This window comes from Leifsonia sp. NPDC056824 (assembly GCF_042789575.1).
Taxonomy (GTDB): domain Bacteria; phylum Actinomycetota; class Actinomycetes; order Actinomycetales; family Microbacteriaceae; genus Leifsonia.
On record NZ_JBHUAV010000001.1, the window covers coordinates 1,291,362 to 1,304,398 of the forward strand.

Annotated in this window: 6 protein-coding genes and 3 rRNA genes; 8 read left to right on the forward strand and 1 reads right to left on the reverse strand. The window is 62.9% G+C overall.

Annotation, left to right across the window (positions count from 1 at the left end):
* Nucleotide 1 precedes the first annotated feature (1 nt).
* The 6 genes from ACFRFH_RS06550 to rrf all read left to right on the forward strand — a co-directional run bounded on the left by ACFRFH_RS06550 (nt 2) and on the right by rrf (nt 9,422).
* On the forward strand, nt 2–739 hold the full coding sequence (locus ACFRFH_RS06550) for a cytochrome c biogenesis CcdA family protein (protein WP_382462180.1): 738 nt from the start codon (nt 2–4) through the stop codon (nt 737–739).
* Nucleotides 723–2,348: a cytochrome c biogenesis protein ResB gene (locus tag ACFRFH_RS06555; RefSeq protein ID WP_382462181.1), complete on the forward strand. Its 1,626-nt coding sequence runs from the start codon at nt 723–725 to the stop codon at nt 2,346–2,348. The genes ACFRFH_RS06550 and ACFRFH_RS06555 overlap by 17 nt, the downstream gene beginning before the upstream one ends.
* 10 nt (nt 2,349–2,358) lie before the next feature.
* Entirely contained in the window at nt 2,359–3,441 is a 1,083-nt protein-coding gene (gene ccsB, locus ACFRFH_RS06560; protein ID WP_382462182.1) for a c-type cytochrome biogenesis protein CcsB, read from the forward strand.
* 668 nt (nt 3,442–4,109) lie between these two features.
* A 16S ribosomal RNA gene (locus tag ACFRFH_RS06565) occupies nt 4,110–5,633 on the forward strand.
* 425 nt (nt 5,634–6,058) lie between these two features.
* Nucleotides 6,059–9,172 (forward strand): 23S ribosomal RNA (locus ACFRFH_RS06570).
* 133 nt (nt 9,173–9,305) lie between these two features.
* A 5S ribosomal RNA gene (rrf, locus tag ACFRFH_RS06575) occupies nt 9,306–9,422 on the forward strand.
* The 16S, 23S and 5S rRNA genes sit together here, the layout of an rRNA operon.
* A 319-nt stretch (nt 9,423–9,741) precedes the next feature.
* Here rrf and ACFRFH_RS06580 read toward each other — a convergent pair.
* A complete protein-coding gene (locus ACFRFH_RS06580; RefSeq protein ID WP_382462183.1) occupies nt 9,742–10,848 on the reverse strand; it encodes a hypothetical protein in 1,107 nt (368 codons plus the stop codon).
* Here ACFRFH_RS06580 and ACFRFH_RS06585 point away from each other — a divergent pair.
* Together ACFRFH_RS06585 and ACFRFH_RS06590 are read left to right on the forward strand one after the other, a co-directional pair.
* Nucleotides 10,834–12,042 (forward strand): hypothetical protein, encoded by a 1,209-nt coding sequence (locus ACFRFH_RS06585; protein ID WP_382462184.1) that lies wholly within the window; start codon nt 10,834–10,836, stop codon nt 12,040–12,042. The genes ACFRFH_RS06580 and ACFRFH_RS06585 overlap by 15 nt on opposite strands.
* Complete coding sequence (locus tag ACFRFH_RS06590; protein ID WP_382462185.1) at nt 12,017–13,036, forward strand: HAD-IIA family hydrolase; 1,020 nt, start codon at nt 12,017–12,019, stop codon at nt 13,034–13,036. The genes ACFRFH_RS06585 and ACFRFH_RS06590 overlap by 26 nt, the downstream gene beginning before the upstream one ends.
* The last annotated feature ends 1 nt before the right edge of the window (nt 13,037 follow it).

Sequence of the window (13,037 nt, forward strand, 5' to 3'; positions counted from 1 at the left end):
CGTGAACGTCGGTCAGATCGTCTTCAGCGGCCAGCTCCTGCTCGCACTTCCCATCGCGCTCCTCGCGGGACTGGTCTCGTTCGCCTCCCCGTGCGTGCTCCCGCTGGTGCCCGGCTATCTCGCCTACGTCGGCGGGATGAGCGATCCGGGCGCCAAGCGCGACCGAAGCCGGGTGATCACCGGTGTCGCGCTGTTCGTCCTCGGCTTCGCCGTCGTCTTCATCGCCTATGGAGCCGCGTTCGGCGCTCTCGGCCTGTGGCTGGTCCGCTGGCAGGAGGTGGTCATCCGGGTCCTCGGCGTGCTCGTCATCCTGATGGGCCTCGTCTTCATCGGGCAGTTCTCCTTCTTGCAGCGCACGATCAAGCCGACCTGGCGTCCCGCAACCGGCCTCATCGGGGCGCCGCTGCTCGGCGTGGTCTTCGGCCTGGGCTGGACGCCGTGCATCGGCCCGACCCTCGCGGCGATCAGCGCGCTGAGCGTTGGCAGCGGTTCCCCGTGGCGCGGAGCCCTGCTCGGGCTCTTCTACTGCATCGGCCTCGGCATCCCGTTCCTGCTGGTCGCCCTCGGCTTCGACTGGGTCGCGGGCTCCGTGGCCTTCCTCAAGCGGCACATCCGCGTCATCAACATCATCGGAGGCGCGCTCCTGGTCGTCATCGGCGTGATGATGGCGACCGGCCTCTGGACCGCCATGATGTCCCAGTTCCTGGGGGTGATCTCCGGCTTTGTCCCGGCCATCTGACCACATCGATGTCGCGCCTCCGCGCGAGGACCCGAACGTCGTCCAGCCCAAGCTCGGCCCGCTCGGCTGGCTGCGCTGGGCCTGGCGTCAGCTCACGAGCATGCGCACGGCGCTGTTCCTGCTGCTCCTGCTCGCGATCGCGGCGGTCCCCGGCTCGCTGTTCCCGCAGCGCGGCGCCGACCCGAACGGCGTCACCAAGTACTTCAGCGACAACCCGCAGCTCGCACCGGTGCTCGACAAGTTCCAGCTCTTCGACGTCTACACGTCGTTCTGGTTCTCGGCCATCTATCTGCTGCTCTTCGCATCGCTGATCGGCTGCATCATCCCGCGCACGGCGCACCACTTCCGCGCCCTGCGCGCCCGCCCGCCGCGCACGCCCGTCCGGCTCACCCGGATGTCGGCATTCCAGGCGCGCATCCTCCCGGCCGAGCTCCGCGCCGACGGCCCGAACCCGATCGAGTCGGCGCGCCAGGTGCTCCGCCGGTCGCGCTACCGAGTGGCCCTCTACCAGGACGCCCGATCGACCTCGGTCTCCGCCGAACGCGGCTACCTGCGCGAGACCGGCAACCTCGTCTTCCACATCGCCTTGCTCGGCGTGCTGGTCGCGGTCGGCATCGGCGGAGGCTTCGGCTACACCGGCCAGAAGGTCGTCGTCGTCGGCCAGAGCTTCGTCAACAGCCTGCCGTCCTACAACTCGTTCAACCCGGGGAGGTTCTTCTCCGACGGGTCGCTCGAGCCGTTCTCCATCCGGGTCAACAGCCTGGATGTCGCCTACGAGACGAAGAACCCGAACGCCAAAGGCACCCCGCTCGACTACACCGCGAAGGTGACCACGACCGGGCCCGGAGACACCTCGAGCGATTCGACGATCAAGGTCAACGAGCCGCTGGCGATCGGCGGCACCAACGTCTACCTGCTCGGCAACGGGTACGCGCCGACCATCACGGTCCGCGATCCGAAGGGCAAGGTGGTGTTCAGCGACTCGGTGCCGTTCATCGCGGAGGACGCGAAGCTCACCTCCCTCGGCTGGGTGAAGGTGCCGGATGGTCTCCGCGAGCAGGTCGGCATGATCGGCTTCTTCTACCCGACGGTCGGCAAAAGCGCGACGGCCGCCGGCGCCCTGACCTCGACGTTCCCGGGCCTGAACGATCCCGTCCTCAGCCTCAATGTGTACGCCGGCGACCTCGGCGTCGACAGCGGCGTCCCGCAATCGGTCTACAGCCTGAACACCGACAAGATGTCCCAGCTCGCCGGGCCCGGCACGAAGACCAAGGCCCTGCAATTGAAGCCGGGGCAGACCGTCGAGCTCCCGAGCGGCCTCGGCACGATCTCGATGGGCGACGTCAAGCGTTACGCGTCACTCGACGTGCACCACGACCCCGCTCAGGGCTGGGTCCTGCTCTTCGCGATCCTCATCCTCGGCGGCCTGCTGACGTCGCTCTTCGTGCCCCGACGTCGCATCTGGGTCAAGGCCGTCGAGAACCCCGACGGCTCCCTGACCCTGGAGTACGCTGGCCTCGCCCGTGGTGAGGACCCCAACCTCCTTGCGGCTGTGACCGCCGTCGCCGACGAGCACACCGCACTCCTCACCCGAACCCCGAAGAATTAGGCTTGCACTCGTGACCGAAACCCTGTCCCAGTTGTCCACGGTCTTCATCTATGTGGCGATGGGGTTCTACGCGGCCGCGTTCATCGCGTTCGCGCTCGACCTCGCGCGCAGAGGAGCCAGAGCCACGGCCGAGGAGGCCGCGGTCGTCCCGAGCGCCGTCGCCCGACGGGCGGAGGTCGCCCAACCCGTGGGAGCGACGGCCGCGCGGATGTCCGCGTCCGGCGGTGGCGGCGAAGCGCCTCCCGCGACGCCGCCGTCGTCCGCGCTCGGCCGGCTGTCGTCCCGGATCAGCACGCGTCTCGAGGACGACGTGATGAACGGCGCCGCCTCGTCGGCGTCGATCAAGTGGGCGTTCGGTCTCACCATCGTGGGCTGGGGCTTCCACCTGATCGCCACAGTGCTCCGAGGAATCGCGGCCGATCGGGTGCCGTGGGCCAACATGTGGGAGTTCTCGATGACCGGCACGCTGGTCATCGTCGGCGTCTTCCTGGTGGCGAACCTCAAGTGGGACATCAAGTACCTCGGCACGTTCATCATGGGCCTGGTCCTGGTGCTGCAGGGGATCGCCCTGTTGCGGTACTACGTCCCGGTGGTCCCGTTGCAGCCGGCGCTGCAGTCGTACTGGCTCGTCATCCACATCATCGTCGCCGTGCTGGGCACGGCGTTCTTCGCGCTCGGCTTCGCGCTGTCAGGGCTCCAGCTCCTGCAGTACCGGCGCGAACGTCAGGTCGAAGAGTCCCGTCCCCAGCAGTTCCGGTTCCTCGCGACCCTCCCCAGCGCGGCCGCCCTGGAGAACCTCGCGTACCGGATCAACATCGTCGGCTTCATCGCCTGGACCTTCACGCTGATCGCCGGAGCCATCTGGGCCGAGAAGGCGTGGGGTCGTTACTGGGGGTGGGACACCAAGGAAGTCTGGACGTTCATCATCTGGGTGATCTACGCCGGCTACATCCACGCGCGTGCCACCCGCGGCTGGCGCGGATCGCGTTCCGCCTGGCTCGCGATCATCGGCTTCGCCGCGGTGCTCTTCAACTTCGGCGTCGTCAACGTGTTCTTCCACGGACTGCACGCCTACTCGGGCCTCGGATCCTGATCGGATCAGCCCCTCCCGCCTGACGCGGTCGCCCCTCCGGGCGGCCGCGTTTTCGCGTTCCAGGGGGCGACTTCCGCGGAATCACGCGGATCCGGCCCTGCGACACGCCCGGGATGTCCGCGGAATTTGCGACGTCCCGGAGGCCTGCGTAAAGTACTTACTTGTCACCCCAAAGGTGCGGGAGAGCGGAAGAGCTCCCCGGCCTCAAGCGGGACCGAATCCTTAGCCTAGCGGCAAATCTCAACTTGAAAGAGTTGCTTTGCTGCGCTTAGGATTAACACCCACTCACTGAACAGGTCTGACCGGTTCGGTTCGTGCAAATCGGATGTATCCCACGATGGATGAACGAGCGAGCGCGAAACGGCCAACTTGACAAACTGACTGAGAGTGGTAAGGTAGAGAAGTTGCCTCACAGAGAAACCCGAGAGGGTTGAAGGTGAGAGCGTCCGATCCTTGAGAACTCAACAGCGTGCACAATGTCAAATGCCAAAAACCTCGGCATTGACCCGAAGACCTCGGTCTGAAAGTCGATGCATGAGATTCCTTTGGATTAGAAACAGAATGTCAGTAGATATTCGAAACTAGTCAAGACAAACTCGCAGGAGACGAGATATTCCTCTCCGATCCTGCACTATGTTTCCAGTCGCTTGCGACTTGGAGCAAAACATTTTACGGAGAGTTTGATCCTGGCTCAGGACGAACGCTGGCGGCGTGCTTAACACATGCAAGTCGAACGATGAACCTGGAGCTTGCTCTAGGGGATTAGTGGCGAACGGGTGAGTAACACGTGAGTAACCTGCCCTTGACTCTGGGATAACCTCCGGAAACGGAAGCTAATACCGGATATGACGCACGGAGGCATCTCCTGTGCGTGGAAAGAACTTCGGTCAAGGATGGACTCGCGGCCTATCAGGTAGTTGGTGAGGTAACGGCCCACCAAGCCTACGACGGGTAGCCGGCCTGAGAGGGTGACCGGCCACACTGGGACTGAGACACGGCCCAGACTCCTACGGGAGGCAGCAGTGGGGAATATTGCACAATGGGCGAAAGCCTGATGCAGCAACGCCGCGTGAGGGACGACGGCCTTCGGGTTGTAAACCTCTTTTAGTAGGGAAGAAGCGAAAGTGACGGTACCTGCAGAAAAAGCACCGGCTAACTACGTGCCAGCAGCCGCGGTAATACGTAGGGTGCGAGCGTTGTCCGGAATTATTGGGCGTAAAGAGCTCGTAGGCGGTCTGTCGCGTCTGCTGTGAAATCCCGAGGCTCAACCTCGGGCCTGCAGTGGGTACGGGCAGACTAGAGTGCGGTAGGGGAGAATGGAATTCCTGGTGTAGCGGTGGAATGCGCAGATATCAGGAGGAACACCGATGGCGAAGGCAGTTCTCTGGGCCGTAACTGACGCTGAGGAGCGAAAGCGTGGGGAGCGAACAGGATTAGATACCCTGGTAGTCCACGCCGTAAACGTTGGGCGCTAGATGTGGGGACCATTCCACGGTTTCCGTGTCGCAGCTAACGCATTAAGCGCCCCGCCTGGGGAGTACGGCCGCAAGGCTAAAACTCAAAGGAATTGACGGGGGCCCGCACAAGCGGCGGAGCATGCGGATTAATTCGATGCAACGCGAAGAACCTTACCAAGGCTTGACATATACGAGAACGGGCCAGAAATGGTCAACTCTTTGGACACTCGTAAACAGGTGGTGCATGGTTGTCGTCAGCTCGTGTCGTGAGATGTTGGGTTAAGTCCCGCAACGAGCGCAACCCTCGTTCTATGTTGCCAGCGCGTAATGGCGGGAACTCATAGGAGACTGCCGGGGTCAACTCGGAGGAAGGTGGGGATGACGTCAAATCATCATGCCCCTTATGTCTTGGGCTTCACGCATGCTACAATGGCCGGTACAAAGGGCTGCAATACCGTAAGGTGGAGCGAATCCCAAAAAGCCGGTCTCAGTTCGGATTGAGGTCTGCAACTCGACCTCATGAAGTCGGAGTCGCTAGTAATCGCAGATCAGCAACGCTGCGGTGAATACGTTCCCGGGCCTTGTACACACCGCCCGTCAAGTCATGAAAGTCGGTAACACCCGAAGCCAGTGGCCCAACCCTTGTGGAGGGAGCTGTCGAAGGTGGGATCGGTGATTAGGACTAAGTCGTAACAAGGTAGCCGTACCGGAAGGTGCGGCTGGATCACCTCCTTTCTAAGGAGCATCTGGCACCCTCGGGTGTCCAGGCGCCGGATCTGAGCGAATGTCTCAGCCGGTTAGCTCATGGGTGGAACATTGACATTGGTGCGGAGCCGAACGGCTCGAACTCAGTACATCTCTTGTAGATAGGAACGGTTCGGACCTGGAAGCCCCGCACATGCACGCTGTTGGGTCCTGAGGGACCGGACCTCATCCACTCGGATGAGAACCGAATCCTCTGGACCTTTTCTGGTCGGCCATAACTAGGCCGGCGGAGAAGGTACCGCCCGTACTTTGAGAACTACACAGTGGACGCGAGCATCTTAGATTCGAACCTTCGGGTTCGGATCACAAAGATGATCACAGTACTTATGTACTGATAGATCATTGGTCAATCTGCTCATCTTCGGATGAGTCGATCGATTCTAAAACTCATGTGATTTCAAATTTCTAAGAGCAAACGGTGGATGCCTTGGCATCTGGAGCCGAAGAAGGACGTAGTAATCTGCGATAAGCCTCGGGGAGCTGATAAACGAGCTTTGATCCGAGGATCTCCGAATGGGGAAACCCCGCTGGGCCCGCAAGGTGACCCAGTGACTCCCGCCTGAATATATAGGGCGGGTAGAGGGAACGTGGGGAAGTGAAACATCTCAGTACCCACAGGAAGAGAAAGCAAAAGCGATTCCGTTAGTAGTGGCGAGCGAAACCGGAAGAGGCTAAACCGATCATGTGTGATAGCCGGCAGGCGTTGCATGGTCGGGGTTGCGGGACTTTTCAGCAGCTTCTGCCGAACTGCAAGCGTTACAGAGGATCATAGGCGAACGGCATTGAAAGGCCGGTCATAGAGGGTGCCAACCCCGTAGCCGAAATGGTCCAATGGCGCGAAGAGTATCCCAAGTAGCACGGGGCCCGAGAAATCCCGTGTGAATCTGTCAGGACCACCTGATAAGCCTAAATACTCCCAGATGACCGATAGCGGACAAGTACCGTGAGGGAAAGGTGAAAAGTACCCCGGGAGGGGAGTGAAATAGTACCTGAAACCGTTTGCTTACAAACCGTTGGAGCCTCCTTGTAGGGGTGACAGCGTGCCTTTTGAAGAATGAGCCTGCGAGTTAGCGATATGTGGCGAGGTTAACCCGTGAGGGGTAGCCGTAGCGAAAGCGAGTCTGAATAGGGCGATTCAGTCGCATGTCCTAGACCCGAAGCGAAGTGATCTATCCATGGCCAGGTTGAAGCGACGGTAAGACGTCGTGGAGGACCGAACCCACTTAGGTTGAAAACTGAGGGGATGAGCTGTGGATAGGGGTGAAAGGCCAATCAAACTTCGTGATAGCTGGTTCTCTCCGAAATGCATTTAGGTGCAGCGTTGCGTGTTTCTTGCCGGAGGTAGAGCTACTGGATGGCCGATGGGCCCCAAAAGGTTACTGACGTCAGCCAAACTCCGAATGCCGGTAAGTGAGAGCGCAGCAGTGAGACGGTGGGGGATAAGCTTCATCGTCGAGAGGGAAACAACCCAGACCACCAACTAAGGTCCCTAAGCGCGTGCTAAGTGGGAAAGGATGTGGAGTTGCACAGACAACCAGGAGGTTGGCTTAGAAGCAGCCACCCTTGAAAGAGTGCGTAATAGCTCACTGGTCAAGTGATTCCGCGCCGACAATGTAACGGGGCTCAAGCACGCCACCGAAGTTGTGGCATTGACATTATTGGTAGGCCTTCGTGGTCCAGCCGTGTTGATGGGTAGGAGAGCGTCGTGTGGCGAGTGAAGCGGCGGTGTAAACCAGCCGTGGACGCCACACGAGTGAGAATGCAGGCATGAGTAGCGAAAGACGGGTGAGAAACCCGTCCTCCGAAAGACCAAGGGTTCCAGGGCCAGGCTAATCCGCCCTGGGTAAGTCGGGACCTAAGGCGAGGCCGACAGGCGTAGTCGATGGACAACGGGTTGATATTCCCGTACCGGCGAAGAACCGCCCAAGCTAATCCAGTGGTGCTAAGAGTCCTAATCCTGGACACTGATCCCTTCGGGGTGACGGTCCGGGCCTAACGCTCGACCCCATGCTGGTGCGGCTAGCGTATTAACAGGTGTGACGCAGGAAGGTAGCCCAGCCGGGCGATGGTTGTCCCGGTGTAAGTGTGTAAGCCGAGAGATAGGCAAATCCGTCTCTCACATAGGCCCAGGCACGATGCGTAGTCTTCATTGACGAAATGGGTGATCCTATGCTGCCGAGAAAAGCATCGACGCGAGGTTCCAGCCGCCCGTACCCCAAACCGACTCAGGTGGTCAGGTAGAGAATACTAAGGAGATCGAGAGAATCGTGGTTAAGGAACTCGGCAAAATGCCCCCGTAACTTCGGGAGAAGGGGGGCCTGAGGCGTGAACGGACTTGCTCCGGGAGCGTTTGAAGGCCGCAGAGACCAGTGGGAAGCGACTGTTTACTAAAAACACAGGTCCGTGCCAAGTCGCAAGACGATGTATACGGACTGACGCCTGCCCGGTGCTGGAAGGTTAAGAGGAAGGGTTAGCTTCGGCGAAGCTCAGAATTTAAGCCCCAGTAAACGGCGGTGGTAACTATAACCATCCTAAGGTAGCGAAATTCCTTGTCGGGTAAGTTCCGACCTGCACGAATGGCGTAACGACTTCCCAGCTGTCTCAACCGCGAACTCGGCGAAATTGCACTACGAGTAAAGATGCTCGTTACGCGCAGCAGGACGGAAAGACCCCGTGACCTTTACTACAGCTTGGTATTGGTGTTCGGAGTGGCTTGTGTAGGATAGGTGGGAGACTTTGAAGCGGACACGCCAGTGTTCGTGGAGTCAATGTTGAAATACCACTCTGGTCACTTTGGATATCTAACTTAGAACCGTAATCCGGTTCAGGGACAGTGCCTGGTGGGTAGTTTAACTGGGGCGGTTGCCTCCCAAAAAGTAACGGAGGCGCCCAAAGGTTCCCTCAACCTGGTTGGCAATCAGGTGTCGAGTGTAAGTGCACAAGGGAGCTTGACTGTGAGACTGACAAGTCGAGCAGGGACGAAAGTCGGGACTAGTGATCCGGCAGTGGCTTGTGGAAGCGCTGTCGCTCAACGGATAAAAGGTACCTCGGGGATAACAGGCTGATCTTGCCCAAGAGTCCATATCGACGGCATGGTTTGGCACCTCGATGTCGGCTCGTCGCATCCTGGGGCTGGAGTAGGTCCCAAGGGTTGGGCTGTTCGCCCATTAAAGCGGTACGCGAGCTGGGTTTAGAACGTCGTGAGACAGTTCGGTCCCTATCCGCTGCGCGCGTAGGAAATTTGAAAGGATCTGACCCTAGTACGAGAGGACCGGGTTGGACGAACCTCTGGTGTGTCAGTTGTTCCGCCAGGAGCACCGCTGATTAGCTACGTTCGGGATGGATAACCGCTGAAAGCATCTAAGCGGGAAGCCGGCCTTGAGATGAGATTTCCATGCCTTCGGGCGAGAGGCTCCCAGCTAGACTACTGGGTTGATAGGCCGGATGTGGAAGTGGGGACTAAAGACCCATGGAGCTGACCGGTACTAATAAGCCGATAATTTGATAATCACTACTCTCATACTGTTGTAAGGCTGGTATGAGGGGTTGAGATTGCCCGCGTCCACTATGTGGTTCTCGATGTACGGTCGAGAACTGATTCAAGCTAAAGCTTGATCGTTCACTTTGATACATCAATAGTGTTTCGGCGGCCATAGCGAGAGGGAAACGCCCGGTTACATTCCGAACCCGGAAGCTAAGACTCTCTGCGCCGATGGTACTGCAGGGGGGACCCTGTGGGAGAGTAGGACACCGCCGGACTTCTTTGTGAGATGGCCACCCAGTGATGGGTGGCCATTTCGCGTTAACGGAACAATTTCGCGCGGGCGGTTCCCGGCGCGATCCACGCACATAGGCTGGGCGGAAACCCCGGCACCCGACAGGAGAAGTCGTGAGCGATACACCTGCAGACGACGACAGGACGTCCGCCTCGGGCGGCAACGACCGCGGTCGAGGCTCGGATCGCCCACGCAGCAGCGCCGGTCGGGACAGCGATCGCTCCGGTGGAGCCCCTCGGCGCGACTCCGGTCAGGGGTACGGGCCGTCCCGAGCCGGCGACGGCGCGGACCGCAAGGGCGGCTCATCCGGCGGTGCTTCGCGCACCGGCGGCGCGAGCCGGCCGCGAGACGGTCAGTGGAGTCGCGACGGCCAGCGTGGCGGAGCTCAGCGCAATGACGCGCCGGGCCGCGGAGCGCAGGGGCGCGACGGATACAGCCGCGGCGGGCAGAGCCGTGATGGTCAGGGTTATGGCGGCCAGAGCCGTAGCGGCCAGGGCCACGACGGGCAGCGCCGTGAGGGCCAGTGGAATCGTGATGGTCAGGGCCGTGATGGTCAGCGTCGCGCGGACCAGGCCGGTGGCGGCCACTGGAATCGTGACGGTCAGAACCGTGACGGTCAGAACCGTGACGGGCAGCGCCGTGAGGGTCAGTGGAATCGTGATGGTCAGCGTCGTGACGGCCAGGGCGGCGGCCAGCGGAATCATGACGGCCAGGGCCGTGACGGACAGCGTCGCGAAGGCCACGGCGGTGGCGGCAACTGGAATCGCGACGGCCAGAACCGTGACGGTCAGCGTCGCGAGGGTCAGTGGAACCGCGACGGCCAGAGCCGCGATGGTCAGCGTCGGGACGGCCAGGGCGGCGGGCAGAGGAATCGTGATGGCCAGGCCCGTGACGGACAGCGTCGTGAGGGTCAGTGGAACCGCGAAGGCCAGGGCCGTGACGGTCAGCACCGTGACGGCCAGGGCGGTAGTGGTCAGTGGAATCGTGACGGCCGGAGCCGCGGCCCCCAGGGTAGCGGCGGCCAGAGCAGTGGCGGCCACGGTCGCGAGGGCGAGCGACGTGAGGGCCAGTGGAACCGTGACGGCCAGCGCCGCGACGGGCAGCAGTCCCGCGACGGGCAGCGCGGCGGTTCCTGGGACGCGACACGTTCGCGCGACGGGGCCGGGTCCCGAGGTTTCGCTGGCAGCCGTGACGGCTCCGGGTCCCGGGGCGGTCAGGGCTCGTACGGTGACCGCGCTGGTCGCCCGGCCGGCGCCGGCGGCTCGAGAGGCTACGGCCGCTCCGATGACAAACTGTGGACGAGGGACGGTCGTCCCGCGCGCGGTGATCGCGACGCCCGTGAGCACGAGTACGAGCTCAGCGCCGAAGAGGCGCTGGCCCGGGAGCTCCGGTCGGTGCGTCCGCGGCACGACGACCCCGACATCCCCGCGGATGTCGAGGCGCGTGACCTGCCGAAGGAAGCCCGCGTCGAGCTCAAGACGCTCAGCAAGGACAACGCCGACTGGGTCGCGCAGCACCTGGTTATGGCCGGGCGCCTGATCGACGAAGACCCCGAGCTCGCGCACCGTCACGCCCTGTCGGCCGCGCGACGCGCCGGCCGCATCGGTGTCGTGCGCGAGACGCTCGCCATCACCGCGTACGCGAGCGGCGACTTCGCGCTCGCACTGCGCGAGCTCCGCACGTACCGGAGGATCACCGGCTCCAACGACCAGATCGCGTTGATGGTGGACAGCGAGCGCGGCGTCGGCCGACCCGACCGCGCGCTCGAGCTGGGGCGGTCGATCGACCGCAGCACGCTGCCGTCCGACGTCCAGGTCGCCCTGGCGATCGCCATGTCGGGCGCACGGCTCGACCTGGGACAGGAGGAGGCCGCTCTGGCCGAACTGGAGATCCCGCAGCTCGACCCGAACCGCGCTTTCGCCTGGAGTCCTGACCTCTTCCACGCGTACGCCGAGGTCCTCGAGGCACTTGGTCGCGACGCCGACTCCGCGTCCTGGCGCGAACGCGCCGAACGGGCCGAGCTCGCGCTCGAGGAGGCCCAGGCGGACGCCGAACTCGAGACGGTCCATGTGATCGAGGAGGAGTTCGAGCTGGCCGTGGTGATGGATGACCTCGAGTCGTTGGACTCGGACGACGTGGAAGGCGACTTCTTCGACGTGGCAGCCGGAGACGAGGACTCGATCGGCGCTGAGGTAACCGATGAGGACGCCGCTCGCGAGAGCTCGGACGACGAGTTCGTCGGCGAGGCCGTGAGCGACGAGCTTCCAGCCGACGAGGATGCCGTCAGCGATTACGCGGAAGACGAGTTCGCCGCCGACGAGGTCGTAGCCGACGAGGCTGTGGCCGACGAGGTGGACGTCGACGAGGCCGTGGACGGAGAGGTCGACGAGGCTGTGGCTGAGGAGGCCGCCGCTGAGGAGGCTGCGACCGGCGAGGCTGTGGCTGAGGAGGCTGCGACCGGCGAGGCTGCGGCTGAGGAGGCCGCGACCGGTGAGGCTGCGGCTGACGAGGCCCTGGTTGACGAGGCCGCTGCCGGCGACGCTGCGACCGGCGAGAGCGCGGAGGACGAGCCGCACGATGGCGCTGTTCCGACGGGCGAGTGACGCTGTGACGCCGTTGGACGGTGTCGACCTGGTGCTGGCCGACCTCGATGGGGTCGTCTACACGGGGCCGAATGCCATCCCGCACGCCGTCGACAGCCTGAACGGTGTGGCCGAAACCGTCAGGGTCGGTTACATCACCAACAACGCCTCTCGGACCGATGCGTCCGTGGCGGCGCACTTGCGCGAGCTGGGGCTGCACGTCGAGCCGCAGGACGTGGTCACGTCGCCGCAGGCCGCGGTCCGGCTGCTGAGTCAGCATGTGCCGGCGGGGTCCACGATCCTCGTCGTCGGCGGCGACGGGCTGGTGGACGAAGTCCAGAAGGGCGGGTTCTCCGTAACCCGCTCGGCAGACGACGACCCGGCCGCGGTCATCCAGGGCTTCTCGCCCGACATCGGCTGGACGCAACTCGCGGAGGCGTCGTTCGCGCTGCAGGGACGCACCGACGCCGAGCGTCCGTGGATCGCGACGAACACGGACTGGACCATCCCGGTCGAGCGCGGCATTGCGCCGGGCAACGGGACGCTGGTCTCCGCCGTCCACACCGCTGCCGGCCGGCTCCCGCTGGTCGCAGGGAAACCGGAGGTGGCGATCTTCGAGGAGGCCGTCGCCCGCTTCGATGCAAAAAAGCCGCTGTTCATCGGCGACCGGCTCGACACGGACATCCTCGGCGCGAACCGCGCGGGGATCGACTCCGTGCTCGTACTCACCGGGATCGACCGCGCCAAGCAGCTCCTCGCGGCGGACGCGAACTCGCGGCCGACCTACATCCTGGGCGATCTACGCGCGCTGGATGAGCCGTATCCGGAGGCGAAGACCGCGCGGAACGGCGCGGTCACGGTCGGGAAGTCGACGGTCGCGATCGACGGCAACGATGTCCGCATCGTCAGCGAGGGCGACGATGGGCTCGACCTGCTGCGGGCGGCGTGCCGGGCGATCTGGGATTCGGGACGCGCGATCTACGGGCTCGAGGTGCCGGAGCGGCTGTACGGCTGAC

Excerpts from the sequence above, each read along its gene's own strand:
- ACFRFH_RS06590 (WP_382462185.1), top strand. The coding sequence starts at position 12,017 with ATGGCGCTGTTCCGACGGGCGAGTGACGCTGTGACGCCGTTGGACGGT.